The 23,261-nt window shown below is 33.7% G+C and carries 19 protein-coding genes; 11 read left to right on the forward strand and 8 right to left on the reverse strand.

Features of this window, described 5'->3' with window-relative positions; translation table 11 throughout:
• Positions 1-78: 78 nt before the first annotated feature.
• Positions 79-1,353: a kynureninase gene (kynU, locus tag AC3Y25_RS12095; RefSeq protein WP_489902911.1), complete on the forward strand. Its 1,275-nt coding sequence runs from the start codon at positions 79-81 to the stop codon at positions 1,351-1,353.
• Positions 1,354-1,743: 390 nt separating this feature from the next.
• Complete coding sequence (locus tag AC3Y25_RS12100) at positions 1,744-2,178, forward strand: YMGG-like glycine zipper-containing protein (RefSeq protein WP_379801309.1); 435 nt, start codon at positions 1,744-1,746, stop codon at positions 2,176-2,178.
• A gap of 57 nt (positions 2,179-2,235) precedes the next feature.
• On the opposite strand, the gene AC3Y25_RS12105 is transcribed toward AC3Y25_RS12100, so the two are convergent.
• Both AC3Y25_RS12105 and AC3Y25_RS12110 read right to left on the reverse strand, forming a co-directional pair.
• Positions 2,236-4,032 carry a hypothetical protein gene (locus tag AC3Y25_RS12105; RefSeq protein WP_489902912.1) on the reverse strand — a complete coding sequence of 599 codons (1,797 nt, stop codon included), beginning with the start codon at positions 4,030-4,032 and terminating at the stop codon, positions 2,236-2,238.
• 372 nt (positions 4,033-4,404) lie between these two features.
• A complete protein-coding gene (locus AC3Y25_RS12110) occupies positions 4,405-5,961 on the reverse strand; it encodes a hypothetical protein (RefSeq protein WP_489902913.1) in 1,557 nt (518 codons plus the stop codon).
• Between the two features lie 108 nt (positions 5,962-6,069).
• Between AC3Y25_RS12110 and AC3Y25_RS12115 the strand changes: the two genes are divergently transcribed.
• A complete protein-coding gene (locus tag AC3Y25_RS12115; RefSeq protein ID WP_489902914.1) occupies positions 6,070-8,460 on the forward strand; it encodes a penicillin acylase family protein in 2,391 nt (796 codons plus the stop codon).
• Between the two features lie 128 nt (positions 8,461-8,588).
• Here the strand turns inward: AC3Y25_RS12115 and AC3Y25_RS12120 are convergent, their stop codons facing one another.
• The 4 genes from AC3Y25_RS12120 to AC3Y25_RS12135 form a co-directional block, all read right to left on the reverse strand.
• On the reverse strand, positions 8,589-9,032 hold the full coding sequence (locus tag AC3Y25_RS12120; protein ID WP_250835036.1) for a hypothetical protein: 444 nt from the start codon (positions 9,030-9,032) through the stop codon (positions 8,589-8,591).
• A 157-nt stretch (positions 9,033-9,189) separates the two neighbouring features.
• On the reverse strand, positions 9,190-10,638 hold the full coding sequence (locus AC3Y25_RS12125) for a serine hydrolase (protein WP_489902915.1): 1,449 nt from the start codon (positions 10,636-10,638) through the stop codon (positions 9,190-9,192).
• Positions 10,639-10,962: 324 nt separating this feature from the next.
• Complete coding sequence (locus tag AC3Y25_RS12130; RefSeq protein WP_489902916.1) at positions 10,963-12,474, reverse strand: serine hydrolase domain-containing protein; 1,512 nt, start codon at positions 12,472-12,474, stop codon at positions 10,963-10,965.
• A gap of 78 nt (positions 12,475-12,552) precedes the next feature.
• Entirely contained in the window at positions 12,553-13,341 is a 789-nt protein-coding gene (locus AC3Y25_RS12135; RefSeq protein ID WP_489902917.1) for a helix-turn-helix domain-containing protein, read from the reverse strand.
• Positions 13,342-13,536: 195 nt separating this feature from the next.
• Between AC3Y25_RS12135 and AC3Y25_RS12140 the strand changes: the two genes are divergently transcribed.
• Positions 13,537-14,988, forward strand: coding sequence for a DUF1254 domain-containing protein (locus tag AC3Y25_RS12140; protein WP_489902918.1), 1,452 nt, complete (start codon positions 13,537-13,539; stop codon positions 14,986-14,988).
• Positions 14,989-15,038: 50 nt separating this feature from the next.
• On the opposite strand, the gene AC3Y25_RS12145 is transcribed toward AC3Y25_RS12140, so the two are convergent.
• Positions 15,039-15,632, reverse strand: a complete 594-nt coding sequence (locus AC3Y25_RS12145; RefSeq protein WP_489902919.1) for a GNAT family N-acetyltransferase — start codon at positions 15,630-15,632, stop codon at positions 15,039-15,041.
• A 218-nt stretch (positions 15,633-15,850) separates the two neighbouring features.
• On the opposite strand from AC3Y25_RS12145, the gene AC3Y25_RS12150 reads away from it, so the two are divergent.
• Complete coding sequence (locus tag AC3Y25_RS12150) at positions 15,851-17,194, forward strand: FAD-dependent oxidoreductase (protein ID WP_095928224.1); 1,344 nt, start codon at positions 15,851-15,853, stop codon at positions 17,192-17,194.
• 108 nt (positions 17,195-17,302) lie between these two features.
• On the opposite strand, the gene AC3Y25_RS12155 is transcribed toward AC3Y25_RS12150, so the two are convergent.
• Entirely contained in the window at positions 17,303-18,820 is a 1,518-nt protein-coding gene (locus tag AC3Y25_RS12155; RefSeq protein WP_489902920.1) for a helicase HerA-like domain-containing protein, read from the reverse strand.
• A 381-nt stretch (positions 18,821-19,201) separates the two neighbouring features.
• Here AC3Y25_RS12155 and AC3Y25_RS12160 point away from each other — a divergent pair, with 381 nt between their 5' ends.
• Genes AC3Y25_RS12160 through AC3Y25_RS12185 form a run of 6 tightly spaced genes read left to right on the forward strand, consistent with a single transcriptional unit; the run spans position 19,202 to position 23,254 of the window.
• On the forward strand, positions 19,202-20,026 hold the full coding sequence (locus tag AC3Y25_RS12160; protein WP_008464979.1) for a MotA/TolQ/ExbB proton channel family protein: 825 nt from the start codon (positions 19,202-19,204) through the stop codon (positions 20,024-20,026).
• A gap of 41 nt (positions 20,027-20,067) precedes the next feature.
• Positions 20,068-20,679 (forward strand): ExbD/TolR family protein, encoded by a 612-nt coding sequence (locus tag AC3Y25_RS12165; RefSeq protein ID WP_095928222.1) that lies wholly within the window; start codon positions 20,068-20,070, stop codon positions 20,677-20,679.
• Between the two features lie 19 nt (positions 20,680-20,698).
• Positions 20,699-21,259, forward strand: coding sequence for an ExbD/TolR family protein (locus AC3Y25_RS12170; RefSeq protein WP_250835046.1), 561 nt, complete (start codon positions 20,699-20,701; stop codon positions 21,257-21,259).
• A 38-nt stretch (positions 21,260-21,297) separates the two neighbouring features.
• Positions 21,298-22,098 (forward strand): energy transducer TonB, encoded by an 801-nt coding sequence (locus tag AC3Y25_RS12175; protein ID WP_250835047.1) that lies wholly within the window; start codon positions 21,298-21,300, stop codon positions 22,096-22,098.
• A complete protein-coding gene (locus AC3Y25_RS12180; protein WP_095928219.1) occupies positions 22,098-22,325 on the forward strand; it encodes a hypothetical protein in 228 nt (75 codons plus the stop codon). The genes AC3Y25_RS12175 and AC3Y25_RS12180 overlap by 1 nt, the downstream gene beginning before the upstream one ends.
• A 5-nt stretch (positions 22,326-22,330) precedes the next feature.
• Complete coding sequence (locus AC3Y25_RS12185) at positions 22,331-23,254, forward strand: PstS family phosphate ABC transporter substrate-binding protein (protein ID WP_489902921.1); 924 nt, start codon at positions 22,331-22,333, stop codon at positions 23,252-23,254.
• Positions 23,255-23,261 lie beyond the last annotated feature (7 nt).

A 23,261-nucleotide genomic window follows, 5' to 3' on the forward strand; every position in this document is an offset into this window, starting at 1 on the left:
AAGCATATCAACTTGAAACCTTAAACCTGAAACAAAACAAACAATTTTTGTTATTTTAGCAGACAAAACAAAAACACAATGACTTTTCAAAATACACGCGAATTTGCACGAGAGTTAGATTCGAAAGACACATTAAACCACTATCAGGAACAATTTATTTTTCCAAAAGTAAACGACAAACGAGTAATTTATTTTACAGGAAATTCACTAGGATTACAGCCAAAACGCACCAAAGCTTATGTTGATGAAATAATGGATGATTGGGCAAATTTGGCAGTTGAAGGTCATTTTTATGCTGAAAAACCTTGGTGGGATTATCAAGAAAGATTTGCAGAACCTTTGAGTAAAATTGTGGGTGCGCTTCCATCTGAAGTTACGGTGATGAATACTTTGACGGTAAATCTTCACTTACTGATGGTTTCTTTTTATCAGCCAAAAGGCAAACGTTATAAAATTATCTGCGAAGAAAAAGCTTTTCCGTCAGATCAATATATGTTTCAAAGTCAGGTGAATTTTCATGGATATAAACCTGAAGATGCGATTGTAGAAATTAAACGAAGAGAAGGAGAACACAATATTCGTTTGGAAGATGTATTAGCAAAAATTGAAGAAGTAGGTGAGGAACTGGCTTTGGTTTTAATTGGCGGAGTAAATTATTATACGGGACAAGTTTTTGATATTAAAACCATTACTGCTGCAGGACAAAAAGCTGGAGCCAAAGTAGGATGGGATTTGGCGCACGCTGCAGGAAATATCAAATTAGAACTTCATGATTGGAATGTAGATTTTGCTGCTTGGTGCAGTTATAAATATATGAATTCAGGCCCAGGAAATGCTTCGGGTTGTTTTGTTCACGAAAAACATCATAATTCAGACTTGCCAAGATTTGCAGGATGGTGGGGACACAACAAAGAGCGCCGTTTTAAAATGGAACCTAATTTTGATCCGGTTCACGGTGCAGATGGATGGCAGATTAGTAATCTTCCGGTTTTATCTTTAGCGCCATATTTGGCTTCAGTAGAAATGTTTGCTGAGGTTGGAATGGATTCACTCATTGCAAAACGCGATCATATTACTTCGTATCTAGAATTTATTCTTCATGAAATTGATAAAGAAGTAGAAAGTACCTTCGAAATTATCACACCTTTTAACCCAAAAGAAAGAGCCTCGCAATTATCTGTTTTTCTTCACGGAGAAGGAAGAGCCTTGTTTGATTATTTAATGAAAAATGGTGTCATTACAGATTGGCGCGAACCAAACGTTATTCGTTTAGCACCAGTTCCGTTATATTGCTCTTATGAAGATATGTATGATTTCGGACAAATTCTGAAAAAAGGAATTTTAGGGAAGTAAAGTCTCGCAAAGTCGCAAAGTCGCAAAGTTTTTTTTAAGCCACAGATTAAAAGGATTAAAAAGATTTTTTTAAATAGCCTCCGGCTTTAGCTGGAGGTGTTAAAGATGAAATTAAGAGGGCTTTAGCCAAACAAGTATATTTTGATTAAAGCCTTTTTCTTTTGATGACTTTTTCATCCAAGTTTTAGCTGAATGCTATTAAACTTAAAAATAAAAACTTTGCGCCTTCGCGACTTTGCGAGCATCAATCATTCAGCTTGAAAAATAAAAAACAGCGAGAAACAAACATCAAATCTTCAAATCTTATAAACTTTTCAAAAAATTCTGTAATAATTATTATAGCAGATATTAAGTACTTTGTGATGTATAATTTTTTTAAAACTTATAATCATGAAAGGCTTATATATTTTATTGACCGTATTATTTTTAACTTCTTGTCAACAACAAAACAAAGAAGATATAAATAAAGCTAAACAAGCCAGCATTGATTCAATGAAAGTTGAGATTAACAAACAGCGTGTTATCGATTCGATGAAGACTGAAATGGCAAAATTAAACGAGGAAAAGATCGAAGCTCAAAAGGAGAAAGTTGTCGTAGTGCATCAACAAGCCGCTGCTACAACAACAGCTGCTGCACCAGCAAAAAAGAAAGGTTGGAGTGCAACTGCTAAGGGTGCTGTAATTGGTGCTGGAGTAGGTGCTGCAACTGGCGCAATTGTCAGTAAGAAAAAAGGCGAAGGAGCTGTTATTGGTGGTTTAGCGGGAGCGGCATTAGGAACTGGAACAGGAGCTGTTATTGACAGTAAAAACAAAAAGAAAGAATAGTTATTCTATAAATAAAAAACAAACCCCAAATTAGATACTAATTTGGGGTTTTCAATTTTAAACCAACTCTGAAACGGGAATTTTAATACCAACTAATTCTGATTTACAAGAATCGAGTTGATCAAGATGACCCTTAAAGACTGACGTCGATTCAAATAAATTTTTATAATACTCAATTCCATCTAACAGATTAGATTTAAAAGAATTCCATTTTTTAAGCTGAGCTGCTGTAAGTTCTCCAGAAATAGATTGAATTTCATTTCTAAAATAGGTAATATACATTTTAAGCTCTTTTATAAACAAGTTTGGTCGTTCAGTTCTAATGATCGATTTTCCTTGATAAATATGCTGAATCATATCTTTTAAAGAAACTTCCTGATCAAAGTAAGCTAAGTTTGGTCCAGGACAAATCACGACGCCTTGTGCCTGACCTTTTATTTTAATGTCATTTTCTAGATAAGAAGCATTAGCCAGACCAACACAAAGACACGATTTTTCAGTAATTTTGATTTTGTTTTTCTCAAATTCATCAGCAGAAAGCGAATCCTTTTTTGCTTCTAATTCTTCCAGTTTTATATCCTGATATTTTTTTGAAGCCGTGCAGATTCCGTGTGGATCATATTCTTTGCTTAATGCCAAAAATTTCTTCGGACAAGAACTTCCTGCTTTGTTTTCATGAATTCGCTTTTGCTTTAAAAATTCATTTGTAGTTCCTTTCAAAGTATTAAAAGGAACTCCCAAGGGCGAAATATTACTTAAATAAAAATCATCTTCTTTGGCATTCATCAATAAATTACGAGTCTCTTTATCGACAGATGTCGCTTCGGGAACCAATAAAAATGGCGAACCCCAACCAACAGAATCAACCTTATATTCGTCTAATAAAAACTCATGTTCATCCGCAGTTCCAACACCGCCTTGAACTGTAATTTTTAATTCTAACGGATTTTCAGGAATAGGCTGATTTTTTGCCTGTAAAGCCTTAATCATTAAATCGTGGGCCGACTGTACCAATTGCTCTTTTTTCTGCTTGAATTCTTCTAAAATCGTACCCAATAAGAGTCCGTCGGTTGCAAAGGCATGTCCGCCGCAGTTTAATCCTGATTCAATTCGGTATTCTGAAACCCAAAGCCCTTTTTTAGCCAAGAAATTTCCTTGAATCATAGCCGATCTAAAATCACTTACTTTTAAGATAATTTTCTTTTTAAGTTCGTTATTCTCATTTGGAAAAAAATCTTTGAAGTTTTCGAAGTAACCAAACAATCTCGGATTCATTCCAGCAGAAAGCACTACAGAAGATTCCAGATTACTTTTGGCAAAACCTCTTAAAGCGGCATGAGCATCGTTAAACTCAATTGGAAGCTGTTCGTTTTTAACAAAATTATCTTTGTCCAATTTGGTCATAATGTTAACATCGATTTCTCCTGGAAAAAGATTGGTTTCAATATAATTTTGGATGTTCTCTTTAAAAGCAATTCCGTCATCCAATAAATTCTGAAATCCTTTTTTAATATCAGAAGTATTCGGGAGCATCGACATAAAGTTTTCTAAAGCTGTTTTGCTTTCTGCCAATTCTGTTTTGAAATTTTCGAATTTCTCTTTTACAATTTTATCGACTAAATTTAAATAAGAGGTAATTCTTTCAGCGCGGTAGTCGTGAAATTTTTGAGTGATTTCTTCGTAGGGAATATTGAATTTTGTGCTGTAAAAATTACGCATCTTCTCAATCAGATCATCGTCTGCTAAAGCAACAACAGATGAAATTCCGTACTGCGCTACTCGAATCGGACTGTCTATGGTATAAGCCAATCCCATTACTGGAATATGAAAAGTATGCAGATTATTTTTTGTCATTTGTATTCGGATTAAAATAGGAACAAATGAAGAAAAATAAATTTTCCTAAAACCTGATAATTGTCAGGTTTGAAAGTAAAGTTTTTGCGCCACGACTCTAGCGACAGCTAACAGGCGAAGCAATTCACGGTTTTTATTTAAAATGATTAGATTAAAAATATTTCTACGAATTGTAAAAAAATATAGCCCGCGGTTTCAACCGCGGGGAATGTATTGTGAGAATGTGTTATAGAAATGCGTTGAGGAAAATTTTTGTAGAAATTCGTTGCGTTCCTGCGGTTGAAACCGCAGGCTATGTTGCCAGAAAGATTGAAAAAATAATTAGTGAATTGCTTCGCCTATTCGCTGTCGCTCGAGTCGTGGCATAAAAAACTAAATCAAAATCTTCTTCAAGGATTCTGCAATGCTTCTCCACAAAAGATTGTAGAACGATCTATCTTGAAGACGTTCTACCTCGACTTCCGCGGATTTGGGGTTTTCTTTCGAATCGTTTTTAACTAATAAATTAGCAACTGCCGTTTTGAGTTTGGCTTCTTTTTCAGGATTTTTCTTTTGGTATAATTTTACTTTCAGATCTTCATAATCCAATGAAGCATTTCCTTTCGATCCGTTGTCGTTTCCGTAAAAATTAAAACGGTATTTATTGAAAGTTCCAGTAAAAGTACTGTTGATATAGGGCTTAGTGAATCTTGTCATAGCTCCAACATCAAAATTTGAAATCACGCCTTGAATATGAAATCCGTCACTTTTGTCCAGAACATTAAAACGCCAATCGACATCAAGCGGAGAATTCTTCATGAAAATACATTTGACTTTAATTTTTACATCATCCGTTTTTTTCAGACCAAAACCGCTTCGCAGATTCGTGGCTTGTAAATTGAATTTGTCAAAAGTTAGCATTCCTGGCCCTTTGGCAAAATCAAGTTCTTCTTCATAAACCAATTTCGATTTAAGAACTTGCAAAGTATCAATTTGAAGAGGGAATTTTAGATTTCGCAATAAATGATTGTAAAGATATTTTTTGCTTGGATCGTCTTTTACCATTTTTCCGCGGTAAATATTAGCATCAAAATGATTAATCACCAGAGAATTGGCTTTGAAATAAAAACGATCGTTTTTAAAACCCCAATCCATTTTTTCAACCTGCGCCGAGTCAAATTTTAAATTGTAAATATCCTTTTCTTTTTCAAGACGTTTTGTAAATTCTCTTCGGCTAAACTGAGGAAGATTAGAGAAATTATTAATCTTTAAGAAATTCTTTTCGGTACTTATTTTTCCGATGTTGATGTGATAGAAACCATTTGGTCTGTAAAACAAACTGTCACAAACCAAAGCATAGCTTTTATATTGAAGCGGAATTTTTTCTTTTAATGTAGCATCAGTAATTAAAATGCCTTCCAGTTTTAAAAGGATTTTTTTAATGCTGAAAATCGGCCTTTCCGTATCGAGAGAAACCATATCGACCGTTCCATCGTTCAGATAAATATTGGAAACGGCTATAATTTTACGAAAAGGATCTACAATTTCGGTTTTAATGCTTTTGCTGTTGTTGATCAGTTTCTCGCCTTTTTTGTATAAAATAACACGAGGTTTATTGATAATGATACTTTCTGCTTGAATAATATCGCGAAACGCTAAGTCCCAAATATTAAAATGTTTAATCGTAATAGACTCAATTTTGGCGAAAAGCCCATTTTTACTGTCTTTTGGCTCATTTTTAGGGCTTACCAATAAAGTCTGTGCATTAATATTTCTGGAAAAAAGAGAAACTTCAATTTTTTCATAATTAATATTATATGCGGTTTTATTTTTTTCGTGAATTATGATCGGAAGCTGTTTTTTGATCCAGTAATTCAGCCCGATGTTGGCAAGAATTACAAGTGCAAGAAGAGAAATTACAACAATCGCTATTTTTTTATATACAGACATTTATAGGATTAATTTTAAATACATAAATTTAGACTTTTAAAGACTGTTGTCTCTTATAAGATTTTGAAGAAAAGTTACATTATTACGAATTTCATCCTTTTTTAGAATATGAGAATAATTAAAAAAATCCTGCTGACATTATTGGTGGTTATTGTAATTCTTGCGATTGGTTTGTGCGCTTATATTTTTCATCTAAAACCAAAATATGAAGGTTCTGTACAATTAAATAATCTGGAAAAGGAAACCACAGTCTATTTTGATGATTTTGGAGTACCTCATATTTATGCAGATTCTGAAAAAGATGCCATGACTGCACTTGGTTATGTACACGCGCAGGAAAGATTATGGCAGATGGAATTGTTACGCCGAATTGCGCCTGGACGTTTGTCTGAAATCTTTGGAGGTGTTGCGCTTAAAAATGATAAATTTTTTGCTGGAATTGGAATCGAAGAAGCTTCGGCGAAAGCCATTGCCAAATTGGATAAAAACAGCGAAAGTTATAAACTAACTCAAGCTTATCTGGATGGAATTAATCAATATCTGGAGGAGGGCGCTACGCCGATAGAATTTACTTTGGTTGGTGTAAAAAAACAAAAGTTCACCATAAAAGACGTTTATAATATTTTTGGCTACATGTCTTTCAGTTTTGCCATGGCGCAGAAAACAGATCCTTTAGTAACTGATATTAAAAATAAATATGGAGCCACTTATTTGAAAGATTTAGGTATTGAAGGAGAATTCAATAATACGAAAATCAAAATTTCAAAAGAGAAGACTGAAGAATATACTGAGATTTCAAAATCTATAACTGCAATGCTGGATCAGTCTCCGATTCCTCCATTTATTGGAAGTAACAGTTGGGTTGTTGGGCCACATAAATCGAAAACAGGAAAAGTTATTTTTGCAAATGATCCGCATATCGGATTTTCGCAACCGGCAACTTGGTACGAAGCACATATTGTAACGCCACAACAGGAATTGTATGGGTGTTATTTGGCTGGAACTCCGTTTCCGCTTTTGGCACATAACAGAGATTATGCTTATGGTTTAACGATGTTTGAAAATGATGATATCGATTTTTACCAAGAAAAAAATAAAGCAGACGATGCTTCTCAATACCAGACTCCAGCAGGTTTCAGTAAATACGAAATCAGAAAAAAGACAATAAAAGTAAAAGATTCTTCAGATGTTGTCTTGACAGTTAAGATTACACGTCATGGTCCAGTTATGAATGATTTTATAGATCGTTTAGAAAAGAAAAATCCAATTGCAATGTCTTGGACTTATACCAGAGAGCCAATCCAGATTTTAGACGCGGCTTATGGACTTTCCCATGCCAAAAATACTGACGATTTTAAAAAGGCAGTCAGTTTAATTGCCGCACCGGGATTAAATGTAATGTATGGCGATGCAAAAGGAAATGTGGCTTGGTGGGCGAGCGGGAAATTGTACCGACATAATGAAGGTGTTAACACGCATTTAATTTTAGACGGTTCAAGCGGAAAAGATGATATCACCAAATTTCTAGATTTCGAGCAAAACCCGTCGGCTGAAAATCCAGAATGGGGATATGTTTATTCTGCCAATAATCAGCCGGAAGCTATAGATAATGGTTATTTATATCCAGGATATTATTTGCCAGAAGATCGCGCCAAAAGAATTTCTGGGATTTTAGATGCAAAATCAGATTGGGATAAAGAAGCTATCAGTAAAATGATTTATGATAATACTTCGGATGTTTCAGTTGAAGTTTCCAAAAATTTAATAGCAAGTTTAGATAATAAGCCACTTTCTAATAATGAGAAGCAAGTTTTAAAAGTTTTAAAATCTTGGAAAGGAACAACAAATATTGAAGATGTTGCGCCAACGATATACAACAAATGGATTTATTTGTACCTGAAAAATACATTTGAAGACGAAATGGGCAAGGATAACTTCAATTTGTTTTTGGGAATTTCTTTAGGAAAACAAGTTATTGCCAATCAGATAAAAAATGAAAATTCGGTTTGGTGGGATAATATCAAAACAAAAAATGTAAAAGAAACCAGAACAGACGTTGTTTCAAAATCTTTTCATGATGCTGTTGTTGCCTTGCAGAATCAGTTAGGAGAAAATGTTTCAGAATGGAATTGGGGAAAAGTACATACGGTAGAACACGAGCATCCGCTAGGAAAAGTCAAAGCGCTTCGCGGATTGTTTAATGTTGGGCCTTTTAATTCTCCAGGTTCAAATGAAGTAATCAATAATTTATTCTTCGGATTTAATGATGAAGGAAAGTATTACACGAAAGGCGGACCTTCAACAAGAAGAATTGTCGATTTTGCAGATATAGAAAACAGCTGGAGTATTTTGCCAACAGGACAATCTGGAAATCCTTTCAGTAAACATTACGACGATCAAGCCGAAATGTACAACGCAGGAAAGTTCAGAAAAATGAAATTGAACAAAGAAGAGATTATAAAGACTTCGACCAAACTGATTTTGAAACCTAAGAAGTAGGTTTTTTGTTTCAGGTTTCAAGTTTCATGTTTGAAGTTTCAGGTTACAACCTTTGCCAAATTTTAAATTTTGCCAAAGGTTAAAAATCTCAGCATCTTAGTATCTTAGTATCTCAGCACCTTAGCACCTTACTTAGAAATATACTTCCCAAGTACAATATCATTAGCAAAAATGTTCAAATTATTAATTAGAACTTTATTGTTGGTCATCACATTTTGGGTTTGATAAGCTGGGTCTTTTTCATAGGCTTTTAATAAAGTTTCTAGTTCAACTTCGTCAAATACAACAAAACTGTTATAAATCGCATCTCTAAAATTTTTGTAATTAATGGTTTGAGTAATTTCCATTGCCTTTTGGTCATTCCAACCTTCTTTTGCAGAAGCCTCATTTATTTTTGAAAGGCAAAAATCGATAACATAATTTTTATAACGTGTTGCTTCAACAATTTTATCGATTATGATTTTGTTCTGCTGACTTGGCATCAACGGCTGATTGCTTTGAGATAAAGATTTAGAAGAAATAAAAAGACACAGGAACGCAACCAGAAAATGGTGTTGGTTTAAATTTTTCATAGGTTATTCAATTTTTGGGTGAGGCTAAAATACTATTTTTAAAAAATAATTTCCCAATTTTGAATGTCCCAAGTTGTAACAAAAAACTCCGATACAACAACTGCTAGAGCTATTGTATCGGAGCCATTTTAAGAATTTAATCTAGAATATGCTGACTTTATTTTTTAGAAAGTTCTTCTAAAACTTTTTTTCCACCTTCATTTGTAGGATCCAATTCCACCGATTTCTTGTAGTTCGCAATGGCCAGTTTTTTATCTCCATCAGCCAAATAGGCTTCACCTAAACTATCATAAACATTTCCAGATTTTGGAAAAGTATCAACATTGATTTTAAAAACTTCGATAGCTTCTTTCTTTTTTCCAGTTTGAAGCAATTGATATCCAACTCTGTTCATATCACCTTCTTTAATGGCATAAGTTGGATCGTTTTTTAGCTTTTTGTAAGTTTCTGTTCCTGCTACTGCACCTTTTTCGTTATAAACATCTAATAGATCAAGAGCCAGTGATTTCTTTGGCTGATTAAAAGGCTGATTGTATAATATTGAACGTATTGCAGTATTCATTTCTCCCAAAACAGTTCCTCCAGTATTATTCAATAAAACCACAAGATTTTTATCTTTCGGAATGCGAGAAATAATAGTATTAAATCCGTTGATACCGCCACCGTGTTCAATAACAGTTAATTTATCATTTCCGTTTGGCACTTCGTAAGTTGACCATCCGTATCCGTAAAAACCATTCCATGCTTTAATGTAAGGTTTGAATAAAGATTCCATAGATTTTTCAGAAAGCAATTTATTGGTGTAAAGCGCTTGATCCCATAAATACAAATCTTCTACAGTAGAATATAAAGATCCTGCAGCGTACGGAATACTCATATCAATATAGGCCGCATTTACAATTTTCTTTCCTTCTTTTTCATAACCAGCAGCTCTGTTTTTTAAAATAACCTCGCTATGATCGTAACCAGAATTAACCATTTTTAAAGGCGTGAAAATAGTTTCTTGTAAATTCTGCTCGTACGTTTTGCCTGTAATTTTTTCGATAATGTACCCCAATAAAAAATAACCCGAATTGCTGTAATTGAATTTTTCGCCTGGAGTAAATTCAAGTGGCAAACTAGAAAATGTCTTTACAAAAGCTTCTGGAGCATAAGGATTTCTTGCTTTATCTTTAAAGAAGTTTGGCGCGCTGGTATAATTTGGAATTCCAGAAGTATGAGTCAATAAATGATGAATGGTGATTTTATCACCGTTTTCTTTTGGATAGTCAGGAAGATAAGTGGTAATAGGCACATCTAGTTTTATTTTTCCGTCTTCTGTCAATTTTACGATCAAAAGAGCAGTAAACTGTTTGCTGATAGAACCCAATCTGAATTTGGTATCAGGTTGATTCTGAATATTCCATTCCATGTTGGCAGAACCAAAACCTTTTTTGAAAATTACTTTTCCGTTTTCTGCCACCAAAGCCGAACCGTTAAATTGTCCGTATTCGGTGTATTTGTTTAAAAGCTGTTCGATTTGCTGTGCTTTATCTTGAGCAAAAGTGCTAAATGAGGAAAGCTGAAAAGCGACAAAAAGCACAATAAGTTTGATTGATTTTTTCATAGTGGATTGATTATGGTTTTAGATTAATGAAATTTGTTTTTGATTGATGATTGAAACTTCTTGAATGAAATAAACAGATGTTCTAAAAGGTTAGACGATTGTTTTGCGATTTGGTTTCAAGATTAATCCGAAATTTTTATTTTTTTTCGATTATAAAAAATTAGAGCACAGACCATTTACTTAAAAAAGTAGGCCTATGCTCATAACTAACAAATATTTTTAGTGCTATTAAGCAGTTAAAATTTTACTTATGTATACTAATAAAAGGATAAATAATTTGAACATGTTACTCAGATTAAAGTTAATATCTGATGGCGATAGCAATTATTTGGTTTCGATATCGACTATTTTTCTGCCGTTTTCTCCTAAATAATGAACAACTATATTTTCATAAACTTTGTAGCCATCGTCAACATTGGTAAAAATGATTAAACCTTGTTTCGTTTTCGGAAGCAGAATAAAAATAGTCTGAACACCTTTATCCGCTCCGCCGTGAGAAAGCGCATAATTTTCGTTTCCTAAATCATAGATTTCAAAACCCAAACCAAAATATTTGTTTTTTTTCGTCTGGACTTGATGCGAAATCATATCGTCAAAAACCTTTTTGCTTAATCCTTCGCTGTTCATTATACTAGATAAAAATTTGCCGTAATCTTCGACTGTAGTCAAAAGATCGTCTGCAGCGCTTGCGGTTTTATTTTTAGTCGGCTCGTAAGCATTACCGTCTTTGTCATAATTAACGGCATATCTCGAAAGATCAATTTTATCATTCCAAATGAATTGAGAATCGTTCATCTTTAAAGGATCAAAAACTAATTCTGAAGCCAATTGATCTAATGTTTTGTGAAATTTTTTCTCTAGTGCTTTTCGTAGATATTCAAAACCTTCTCCAGAATATTGGTATTGCGTTCCAGGTTTAAATTTGAAATCCAATTTTTTAGATTCATTAAAATCCCTCCAATTTGGAAAACCAGTTTGATGGCTTAAAATAATTCTTGTCGTCAATAATTTATGATTCGGATCTTTAGCAATATCTGGATCAATCCAATATCGATCAAGCGGTTCGTCTAAATTCCATTTTCCTTGCGAAACCAATTTCAAAGCAACAATTGCAGTTACTGGTTTGGTTAGCGAAGCAACATTCCAAATCGTGTTGTAAGGCGCGGTAACATCGCGTTTCAGATTGCCAAAAGTTTTTATTTGCTTCAGTTTTCCATCCGAAATAATTCCAATTCCTAAAGCAGGAACATTATTTTCTTTTAGCCATTTTTCCGTTACCTGATCATTGTCAAAAAGACCAGATAAGCCCGCCGTAGAACTAGTCATTTGATGATTGTAGCTTAGCGATCTTGCCAATTTCCACTCTTTATTTTTTAAAAGCCAAAGATGCGTGAATTTGGCAAAGCTTCCTGCTTGTTCTGGATTACCACCAGAAGTTTCATAAAAGCGATGCGTTCCCATTTGAATCGCGCCGTATAAAATGCCATTTTTAAATAATGGATAAATTTCGGTACTCCCAGAAATTAATTCTCTGCGGTAATTGTATTTTCTAGTTGGAGAACAAATGCCACTTTTAAAAGTCTTCAGAAATCTCGCTTTATCCGAAACACTGTCTTTGTCATGATAAAACTCAAAATCTTCAGTATATAAATTTTCGAATTGTTTCACATCGCAAGTATTAAAACCTATATCAAATAAAAGACTGTCTTTTGACATAATAGTTTTATACAAAGTAGAGGTTTTTTCTTCTTGAGAAAAACCCATTTGTATTTGAAAGAGTAAAATTCCAACTAAAATAGTTTTTAATTGAAACAAAAGGGGATTGATGATTTTCATTTTGATGATTGATTGATGATTATTGATTCTGCAAGAATACTTCAATCAAAAGTACCAAAATTGTATAAAAGCGAAATTTTATCTTTTTTGCGAAAGAAAATACAAATCAGGATTGAACATTTTTGGAGTTGTTTTGGTCACATCTTTAAACTTTCTGATAAAATGCGATTGATCGAAATATTTATTATAAAGTGCAATTTCGGTTAAACTCATTTTCTCTAAATCGGCGTTCAGCATTTGATCGACCGATTTTCTGAATTTTAAAATCTGAATGTATTTTTTAATCGTAAGTCCAGTCGCGGTTTTAAATTTTATTTGAAGTAAACGCTGCGAAGAATGCAACAACTTTCCTATTTCAGAAACCGAAATTTCATCTTCGCGAAGTCTTATAATCTCGCAGATTTTTTCAATTATATTTTGATGCGAATCTGCTAATGCTTCAAAATAAGCATTAATGGTTTTTAATAGTATTTCAATATCAGATTGAATCTCCACTTTAAAAGGCAATTCGGCTGAATTAATTTTAATAATCGAATCTGTAAAATTGCTCAAATCGTATTTAGGAAATAGAGAAAGCGTCCAAGTATGCAACTGGATTATGGTAACTTTTGCTTTTGGCTGAATATTAACGAGCACTTTATTAGTCATTTGAGAGCAAAAATAAATGCCTTCGTTCATTTCATATTTGTTTTTATTCGTATGAACTTCAATCGAATTGCCGTTAACAATAGCAAGATTAAAACAGCCATTTGGCAAAACCAGTTTATTTTCAATCAGGCTTTCGCCGATGCTGTTATCGAGACACCAAATTTTATTGACAAATCGTTCTGCTTTAGGACTGACGTAATGTTCTGAATATAATTGCATTTTTAAGTTTGATTTGCCAATTTGATTTCAAATTTAGGCTAAAAATAGGATGAAGTAAAAATGAATGCCCATAAAAAATAGGTTTCATTTTATAACTTGAAACCTATTTGAAGAAGGTAAGTAGCTAATATTATATTGACTAGATTTAAATTTGATTGGAGTTTTGTCCCTAATTTAAGTTTAAATCTAATTATTATGAAAAAAATCATTCCTTGTTTGTTTTCGTTACTGCTCTTTTCAACAGCTTGTAAAAAGGAAAATACATCCGAAACCAACGCGGATAAAAATACTGGTATGCCTCAGAAAACTGAATTTCATGCTGATAATATTAAAGATAAAATACTATATCAGAGAGCTGTTGACGCTGCAATTTGGGGAATACCTGCAGTTAATTTCCAGTTAATGTACAAAGAGCTGGAAAAGATTAATGGTTCTTATAATCAAATTGTATATTGGCCTGCTTTGCTTAACTGGAAAAACCAAACATTGACTCCAAATCCTGATGTTATTTATTTAATGCCATTTTTTAATACCGAAAAAGGACCTGTTGTACTTGAAATTCCTCCTGCTGATAATGGGGTATTTAACGGAAGTGTTATGAATTGCTGGCAGGCGGCAATTGAAGATGTTGGTCCTGGAGGAATGGATAAAGGAAAAGGAGGGAAATATATTATTCTTCCTCCGGGTTATGATAAAACAAAAATTCCTTCTGGTTACTTTGTAATGCAGTCTGATACATATCGCGGTTATGCGCTTTTACGATCTGTACTTAAGAGCGGAAGTCCAACAGATGTAAAAGCGGCTGTTGAATATAGTAAAAGAGTAAAATTATATCCTTATTCGGAAGCTTCAAATAATTCAGAAACAATATTTGTAGATGCTACAAAAACAATTTATGATTCTTCTATTAAGTACGATGAGAGTTTTTATGCATCACTAAATGAAATTGTGCAGGAAGAACCTTTTTTGGAGCGTGACAGAACCATGATTGATCCTCTAAAAACTATAGGAATTAGTAGAGGGAAAAGTTTTGCTCCGGATGCAAAAACCAAAGAAATATTTAAAGCAGCTGTAAATGAAGCTAGAGATTGGCTCATTTCTAATTACGAAAGCAATAAGCCCTTTTATGAAGGCACTAATTGGTTTTTTCCTGCAGATGAAGAAAACATAAAGAGTGTAAAAAGTTCTTATCAAATAAAAGAAATTTATCCGATTGATAACCGAGCCGTTTGTTATATGATTGCATTTTTTAGTGCAAAACATATAGGAGAATCTCAATATTATCTTATGGCTATTAAAGATAAAGACGGCAATATACTGAATGGTAATACTTCATATCGTGTGACAGTGCCAGCAAATGTTCCCGTAAAACAATATTGGTCAATGACTGTTTATAATAGAGAGACCCATACATTTATTAGAGAGGCTAAATGGGCAGGGCGCTCGTCTCAAACACCTGGCATTAAAAAGAATAGTGATGGGACCGTAACGCTGTATTTTGGGCCAAAACCACCTGCGGAAGGTGAAAGCAATTGGATTCCGACAGATCCGAAAGGAGATTTTGAAATACTTGCAAGATTCTATGGTCCAACCAAAGAATTGTATGATCAATCTTGGAAATTAAATGATGTAGAAAAGGTTAATTAATTCAAAACAGAGCCGGTTTTTAAGAATCGGCTCTGTTTTTTGTCTAAGTTTTAAATAAATTGTAAAAAATACTCTTCTTTAGTATTTTCCCATTCTTCAGAAATAATACTAAAATAAACGTCATCTTTACTTTTTCCCTCAGAATCCACATAATTATTTCTAAAAACGCCTTCTTTTACAGCGCCTAGTTTTTCAATTGCTTTTTGCGATCTGATATTTTCAAGATCGGCGCTGAATTGTATTCTTCTAAATTGAATTTGTTCGAAACCAAAATTTAGCAATTCAAATTTACAAGCTTGATTTAATCCTGTTCCTTGAAATGCTTTTCCGTACCAAGTCCAGCCAATCTCACATTTTTGACTAGCGTGATTTAAGTAACCGTAACGTGTACTTCCTGCAACTTTGTTAGTCGCTTTGTCAATTATTAAAAAAGGATAACAAATGCCATCTGCTTTCTGTTTTAATGTACTTTTTATATAGTTTTCGAAATCTTGATCGTTTCTAACATACATTCCCATATATTTCCAGATTTCATCGTCAAATATGATTTCTTTGAGTTCTATATTTCTTTCGTTTTCAAAAGGAATCAAAAGCACTTTCTCGTTTTCTAAAATAATCTCCGATTGGATAATTTCGCTGTTCATGAATTTTGTTTTTTATGGAATGAATAAAACCGAAAGCGAAATCAGTTGTTTAATTTCTGTGAATGAATCAAATAAAATAACAATTTGTTATATTTTTAAAACATCAAAAAACAAGATAATCTTTGTGAATCACTATTTACAAACAATTTGTTCATTTATTTTAAGGCTCATGTACAATTATTAGTTATTTTTACGACCCAATATTAGATTTTCCCTCGATGCAAACATCTTTAAAAATTGCTGTTGTTGGTTCTGGACTTGTAGGATCGTTACTGGCAATTTATCTTAAAAAAGCTGGTCACTCTGTTCATGTCTATGACCGTAGTCCAGATATCCGAAAAATAAATTTTTCTGGACGTTCTATTAATTTAGCAATGTCCAACCGTGGCTGGAAAGCTTTGGATGCAGTTGGTGTTGGCGATTCGGTTCGAGAAATTGCAATTCCGATGGATAAACGTGCCATTCACTTGGTAGACAAACTAAATTTTCAGAATTACGGTCAAGAAGGAGAATCGATATATTCTATTTCAAGAGGAAAACTAAACAGAAAAATGATCGATCTTGCCGAAGAAGCTGGAGCTGAATTTCATTTTGAACAGAAAGTTTGGGACGTTACGTTGAACGATGCTACACTTCATATTGGCGAAAGCGAAAGAGGCGAGTGGGAAGAAAGAAAGTTCGATATGGTTTTTGGTGCCGATGGTGCCTTTTCTAGAATCCGTCACAGAATGCAGCGCCAGAGCATGTTCAATTATTCTCAGGAATTTTTGAATATGGGATATAAAGAACTAAATATTCCAGCAAATCCAGACGGAACACATAAATTAGATAAAAACTCATTTCATATTTGGCCAAGAGGCGAGTACATGTTAATTGCACTTCCAAATCTTGATGGAAGTTTTACTTGTACTTTGTTTATGCCTTTTGAGGGCGAAAACTCATTTGAATCATTGATAGACCGTAAAATGGTAGAAGATTTCTTTGAGAAAAATTTCCCAGACTCGATTGAAGTAATTCCAGAATTGGCAAATGATTTCTTTAAAAATCCAACCAGTACTTTGGTTACCATGAAATGTTTTCCGTGGACTTACGAAAATAAAATTGCCTTAATTGGTGACGCTTGCCATGCCATAGTTCCATTTTACGGACAAGGAATGAATGCTGGGTTTGAAGATATCACCGTTTTGAGCGAAATGATTGAAAAGTACCAAGACGATTGGAAAAAAATATTTTCAGAATATCAGATCTCAAGAAAACCAAATGCAGATGCCATTGCAGAACTTTCATATCGAAATTTCTTAGAAATGAGTACCAAAACAGCAGATGAAAAGTTCCTACTGCAAAAGAAAATAGAAAAAGTCTTTTCAGACAAACATCCAGACAAATGGATTCCGCTTTATAGCCGCGTTACTTTTAGTGATCGCCCGTATGCTGAAGCTTTGGCAATCGGAGATTATCAAAATGGAATTATGGAAGAGGTTCTTCGAATGGAAAATATAGAAAACATCTGGAACAGCCCAGAAGTTGAAAACAAGATTTTAGCATTATTAGAGCAGGCTTAAGTTTTTATACCTATTTATATAAGTAAATATAATCTTTACGCATAATAATAAACCCGACAGATTTTCAAGAATTTGTCGGGTTTTATATTTTAGGTTGGTTAAGTCCTTTTATTTTTTAAAGATTTTAGTCAAAACTCCAAACACACCTCTTATAAAAGTAGCGCTAGTTACGACTTTCAAAACAGACTTTGTAACAACTTCTGTAGTGCTTGGTCCTGTTTTTGAAGATTTGGTAGGAGCTTGCGCTTCTTGTTGTGCTGCAGCTTCTGTCGCTTCTGCCAGTTTTTTGTTTAAAATTTCAAAAGCACTTTCGCGATCAATTTCTTCGGCGTATTTCTTAACTAGTTTCGATTTGCCGTTTATTTCATCAATTTCAGATTGCGATAAAACATCCATTCGGCTCATTGGTGCGCGCATCATGGTCGCAACAAGCGGAGTTGGAATACCTTTTTCGTTAAGCGCCGTAACTAAAGCTTCTCCAATTCCTAAACTCGTTAACAATTCATCAGTCTTATAATAAGGAGAAGTAGGGTAGTTGTCGGCTGTTTTTTTAATCGCCTGGCGATCGTTTGCTGTAAAAGCTCTCAGGGCATGTTGAATCTTTAAACCTAACTGAGCTAAAACACCGCTCGGAACATCCATTGGGTTTTGGGTTACAAAATAAATTCCAACACCTTTAGAACGAATTAATTTTACGATTGTTTCGATTTGCTCTAATAGCGCTTTACTCGCCTCATTAAAAATTAAATGCGCTTCGTCAATAAAGATCACTAATTCTGGTTGGTCTGCATCTCCTTTTTCGGGCATTTTCTGATAAATTTCAGCCAAAAGACTTAACATGAAAGTCGAGAATAATTTAGGCTTATCTTGAATATCCGTCAAGCGGATGATATTAACGTAGCCTTTTCCGTTTTCATCAATTCGCATTAAATCATCGGTTTCAAAAGACAATTCTCCAAAAAACAAATCACCGCCTTGCTGCTCTAGTTCTATAATTTTTCGAAGAATGGTTCCTGTTGTGGCAGTTGAGATCTTACCATAACTAGCAGCAATTTCATCTTTACCTTCCTCAGTAATATAATTAATTACTTTTTTGATGTCCTTTAAATCCAATAAAGGCATTTGATTATCATCGCAATATTTGAAGATAACCGCTACAACTCCAGCCTGTGTATCATTTAGGTCTAAAATTCGAGAAAACAGTACAGGGCCAAATTCAGAAACTGTAGCACGAAGACGAACTCCATTCTGTTTCGACAAAGACATTAATTCAACAGGAAATGCAGCTACATTATAAGGTACATTTATTTTAGCATGGCGTTCTGTAATAAAACCCTCTTCTTTACCTTCTTTGGCTATACCGCTAAAATCTCCTTTAATGTCCATCATTAATACAGGAATTCCAGCATTAGAAAGTTGCTCCGAAAAAACCTGTATTGTTTTGGTTTTTCCAGTTCCAGTTGCACCAGCAATTAATCCGTGGCGATTTAAAGTTTTCAGCGGAATTTTGACATGTGCTTCCGCAATTGGCTCACCATCAAGCATTGCGCCTCCAAGTATGATGCTGTCTCCCTTTGAAGAATACCCCGTATTTATATCTGCAATAAAATTCTCTTTTTTATTCATGTTTTTATTTGTAATTTAGATTGTTATATGAGTATTGCTTTGTTTTTGGATACTTTTTATATGGTTTTTTTTAGTAAGAAAAAGCTTTTTTTGATTGAAAAATTAATAAAAAAAAAATTCGCAGCTTTTTAAGAAGATATCAAAGGAATCTTTGAATATTTACTAAAACGTTGTAATTTTTCTAATTATCGTCCTTTTTTTTGTTTTATTTAAAAAATGACGCCGCCAATTTAATGAGATATTTTTTAAATCGAAGTTAAATTTCGGTCAATTAAATTAAAAAAAGTTTTTTTATTTAAACTAAACGTATAAATTTGCTCCTCTACAAGTTAAATATAACTAAAAAATAAAAATTATTTAAAACTATTAAAATTAAAAAAAATGGCAAACGTTAAAGTTAAAAAAGAAAGCACTTCAAATGGCGGAGGAATGATCACAGGAATCATTATTGTAGCGTGTATCTTAGTAGGGGTGTTTATTTGGAAAGTAATCATGGGGGATTCTGCTAACTTCGAAGGAGGTAATCCAGAAACAGGACATCCAATCAATACATTAGGACAAGTATATAAAGGAGGTTTCATCGTACCAGTATTATTAGGTATGTTTTTAATGGTTGTTGTTTTTTCTATCGAAAGATTTATTGTTATTGGTAAAGCTGCTGGAAAAACTAACCTTGACAAATTCATGAAAAGTGTTCAAGGAAGTATTAAAGAAGGAAACATCGAAGCTGCTATCGCTTCTTGCGATAAACAACAAGGTTCAGTTGCAAACGCAATTAAATCTGCTTTGGTAAAATACCAAGATGTTAAAAAAGAAGGATTCAACAGTGAGGAAGCTTCTGAAGTAATCCACAAAGAAATTGAAGAGGCAACTTCATTAGAAATGCCAATGTTAGAGAAAAACATGACTATTATCTCTACTTTAGTATCTTTAGGTACATTAGGAGGATTATTAGGAACTGTATCTGGTATGATTAAAGCGTTTGGTGCGTTAGCTTCTGCTGGTACTCCTGACCAAGCTGCTCTTGCAACAGGTATCTCTGAAGCACTTATCAACACTGCTACAGGTATCTCTACTTCTATCTTAGCAATTGTTTCTTACAACTTCTTTACTGCTAAAATTGACGATTTAACTTACTCTATCGATGAGGCTGGTACTACAATCGTGAATACTTACAGAAAATTCAGAGGAAGTTTAAGACAATAATTAATTTTTGATTTTATATCAAAAAAATAAAATAAAAGATAATGGCTAAAATAAAAATGAAAAAAAAGTCTACATCGACAGATATGACTGCGATGTGTGATGTAGCGTTCCTTTTGCTAACGTTCTTTATTTTGACCGCTACTGCTAAAGTGCCTGAGGCATTGCCTGTGGATATGCCTGCTTCTGTTGCAATAAGTAAACTGCCAGATACTGATTTGGCTATTATTACAATAGGAAAAGGGAAAGTATTTTTTGACATCAAAGGAAGAGAAGTTCGTAAAAGAACTCTTGAAGGAATGGGTGCAAAATATGGTATTGAATTTTCAGAAGAAGATAAAACCAAATTTGCTCTTATGGATGATTTTGGTGTGCCAATTACAGGTTTGAAGCAAATCATTGATATGAAAGCGGCTGACAGAACCAAAGCAAACCAGCCTGGAATTCCTTTGGACTCATTAGATAATCAATTAAAAGAATGGCTTCTAATTTCTAGAAGAGCTACAATTGATTTGGATGACAAAGAATTGCAGATTGCGATTAAAGGAGATGCTAAAGAAGAATATCCAAGAATTAGAAAAATTATGGATATTTTGCAAGATCAGAAAATCAATTCCTTTAACTTAGTTACTGGTAAGAGAGGAAGAGACTTTTAATTAAAAAATATACACTAAGATGGCTGAATTAAATACCGGCGACGGCGGTGGTGGTAAAGGTGGTAAAGTAAGAAGTAAAAAGCAGAATTCGAAAGTCGATTTAACAGCGATGGTGGATTTGGCATTCTTATTGATCACATTCTTTATGTTAACTACTTCGTTGTCAAAACCTCAATCGATGGATTTGTCATTGCCAAATAAAGATGATGATCCAACTAAGAAAACTGAGGATACCAAAGTAGACGAGAATCGTACTATGACAGTAATGTTAGGTGGCGATAATAAAATGGTTTACTATATGGGGTTATTGGCGACACCAAAAGTGGGGCCAAAAGATATTGCATATGGTAAAGATGGTATCCGTAGAGAATTGTTGAAACAAAAGAAAAATGTTTTAGCATATTCTGCAGCTTTAGGGAAACCTAAAAACGGAATCATTGTGATCATTAAACCAACTAAAAAATCAAATTACCGTAATTTGGTTGATATTTTGGACGAAATGGCTATCACTGGAGTTGAGACGTATGCAATTGTTCCTGAGTTTACACCAGAAGAAGCAAAAGTGATAGATAAAAAATAAGAGAGATCTTAGTTTTATCGACTTAAAAATCAAGAAGTATGAAATTAGATATTATAAAAAATCAGTGGCTTGATATCGTATTCGAAGGACGTAATAAGATATATGGAGCATACGAGCTGAGAAAATCAAACGGAAAAACAACTGTGAAAGCACTTGTTATTGGTTCTCTTATCTTTAGCGCTGCTATTGCTGCTCCTCTTATCGCGAGTTTGTTGCCAGACTCAACAGAAGAAGAAGAGGTAAAAGAGGTTAAGATGGCTGCGGTAAAATTACCTCCTAAAAAAGAGGAAATTAAGCCTAACATGCCACCGCCACCGCCACCACCACCAAAAGTGGATCAGGTTAAATTCGTTAAACCTGTGGTTGCAAAAGCGGAAGAAGTAACTGAAGACCCACCAAAAATTGTTGAGTTAAAAGACAAAAAAGTTGGTGCTGAGACTATCAAAGGAGATCCAGATGCAGTTTTAACTGTTGATGAGCCAGTTGGAAAAGGACCAGTAGCAGAGGTGGTACAAGAAGATAACACTGTATATAACACAGCTGGTATCGAAGTAAAACCAGACTTCCCAGGAGGTATTGAGAAATTCTACAAATTCGTAGGAAACAACTACAAAACTCCAGAAGAAGAAGGCTTAAAAGGTAAAGTTTACGTTACGTTTGTAGTTGAAAAAGACGGGTCATTAACAGATATTAAAGTTTTAAGAGATATCGGTTATGGTACAGGAGCAGAAGCAATTCGTGTTCTTAAGAAATGTCCAAAATGGACTCCCGGCGAGCAAAATGGTAAAAAAGTTAGGGTATTATACTCTCTTCCTATTACTATTCAATCTGCAGAATAATGTTAAAAGATATGCTTAATAATATTCAGAAGAAATCGCTCAAAGAGCGATTTCTTCTTGTTTTAGGAATACTGTTTTTTTTAATTTATCTTGTGCTCGGTTTAATGATTATGTTTTGGGAAAAACTCCCGCTTAACATGGAACCAAAATACAGATATGCTTTTGGTGGATTACTAATTGTGTATTCTGCAATAAGATTTTTAAGATTAATTAATTCAAAAGAATAATAATTATGTTGAAATATAGTAAGCCTTTAGGTTTGGTTGTTTTTGTCTTTTTGTTTGCCATGTGCAACCAAAAAAGCAAGAATGAAACTGAAAAAGAGACCATTTTGAAAGGATCTCTTGATCTTGCGGTTGACGAAACAGTAAAACAAATTGTGGACGATCAGGTTGCTGTTTTTGAAGGTACTTACTATGATGCAAAAATTAAGGTAAAACCAGAATCAGAAGCTGAAGTAATTAATGATTTGTTAAATCAAAAGGCTAAGGTCGCAATTACAACTCGCGATCTAACTGTAGAAGAAAAAGCTCGTTTTGACAAAAGTAAAATTAATCCAAGAGTAACTCCTTTTGCTCATGACGCTATTGCTTTTATTTCAAGCAAAAGCAATAATGATACATTAATCGCGTTGAAAACTGTGATTGATTTCATGCAGGGCAAAACAGATGGCAAAATTAAAGGCCTTGTTTTCGATAATCCTAATTCAAGTACGGTTCGTTACATGAAAGAATTAGCAAAAGTGAATGAAATACCTAAATCGGGAGTTTTCTCATTTAAAACAAATAATGAGGTAATCAAATTTGTTTCAGAAAATGAAGGAATGATTGGTGTTATTGGTATTAATTGGTTTTATCAGCCAACTCCTGATATGACAGAGACTATTAATAAAATTAATGTCCTGTATGTTAAAGGTTTGGATAGTAATGAATATTATAGTCCAACTCAAAATGACTTGGAAATTGGAAAATATCCTTTGGCACGTGATTTGTTTATTATCAATTGTCAAGGTTATTCTGGACTAGGAATGGGGTTTGCTTCATTCATAGCAGGTGACATCGGCCAAAGAATAGTTTTAAAATCGGGACTGTTACCATACAAAACTCCAGGACGAAAGCTAAAAATTAGAAATGAAATTATAAAAGATAAAGAATAAATTAATT

Source organism: Flavobacterium sp. LK-23, from assembly GCF_058135255.1.

Excerpts from the sequence above, each read along its gene's own strand:
- kynU (WP_489902911.1), top strand. The coding sequence starts at position 79 with ATGACTTTTCAAAATACACGCGAATTTGCACGAGAGTTAGATTCGAAA.
- AC3Y25_RS12120 (WP_250835036.1), bottom strand. The coding sequence starts at position 9,032 with ATGAAAAATTTAAACCAACACCATTTTCTGGTTGCGTTCCTGTGTCTT.
- AC3Y25_RS12160 (WP_008464979.1), top strand. The coding sequence starts at position 19,202 with ATGGCAAACGTTAAAGTTAAAAAAGAAAGCACTTCAAATGGCGGAGGA.
- AC3Y25_RS12130 (WP_489902916.1), bottom strand. The coding sequence starts at position 12,474 with ATGAAAATCATCAATCCCCTTTTGTTTCAATTAAAAACTATTTTAGTT.
- AC3Y25_RS12135 (WP_489902917.1), bottom strand. The coding sequence starts at position 13,341 with ATGCAATTATATTCAGAACATTACGTCAGTCCTAAAGCAGAACGATTT.
- AC3Y25_RS12185 (WP_489902921.1), top strand. The coding sequence starts at position 22,331 with ATGTTGAAATATAGTAAGCCTTTAGGTTTGGTTGTTTTTGTCTTTTTG.
- AC3Y25_RS12155 (WP_489902920.1), bottom strand. The coding sequence starts at position 18,820 with ATGAATAAAAAAGAGAATTTTATTGCAGATATAAATACGGGGTATTCT.
- AC3Y25_RS12165 (WP_095928222.1), top strand. The coding sequence starts at position 20,068 with ATGGCTAAAATAAAAATGAAAAAAAAGTCTACATCGACAGATATGACT.
- AC3Y25_RS12125 (WP_489902915.1), bottom strand. The coding sequence starts at position 10,638 with ATGAAAAAATCAATCAAACTTATTGTGCTTTTTGTCGCTTTTCAGCTT.
- AC3Y25_RS12170 (WP_250835046.1), top strand. The coding sequence starts at position 20,699 with ATGGCTGAATTAAATACCGGCGACGGCGGTGGTGGTAAAGGTGGTAAA.
- AC3Y25_RS12100 (WP_379801309.1), top strand. The coding sequence starts at position 1,744 with ATGAAAGGCTTATATATTTTATTGACCGTATTATTTTTAACTTCTTGT.
- AC3Y25_RS12140 (WP_489902918.1), top strand. The coding sequence starts at position 13,537 with ATGAAAAAAATCATTCCTTGTTTGTTTTCGTTACTGCTCTTTTCAACA.
- AC3Y25_RS12180 (WP_095928219.1), top strand. The coding sequence starts at position 22,098 with ATGTTAAAAGATATGCTTAATAATATTCAGAAGAAATCGCTCAAAGAG.
- AC3Y25_RS12105 (WP_489902912.1), bottom strand. The coding sequence starts at position 4,032 with ATGACAAAAAATAATCTGCATACTTTTCATATTCCAGTAATGGGATTG.
- AC3Y25_RS12175 (WP_250835047.1), top strand. The coding sequence starts at position 21,298 with ATGAAATTAGATATTATAAAAAATCAGTGGCTTGATATCGTATTCGAA.
- AC3Y25_RS12145 (WP_489902919.1), bottom strand. The coding sequence starts at position 15,632 with ATGAACAGCGAAATTATCCAATCGGAGATTATTTTAGAAAACGAGAAA.
- AC3Y25_RS12115 (WP_489902914.1), top strand. The coding sequence starts at position 6,070 with ATGAGAATAATTAAAAAAATCCTGCTGACATTATTGGTGGTTATTGTA.
- AC3Y25_RS12110 (WP_489902913.1), bottom strand. The coding sequence starts at position 5,961 with ATGTCTGTATATAAAAAAATAGCGATTGTTGTAATTTCTCTTCTTGCA.
- AC3Y25_RS12150 (WP_095928224.1), top strand. The coding sequence starts at position 15,851 with ATGCAAACATCTTTAAAAATTGCTGTTGTTGGTTCTGGACTTGTAGGA.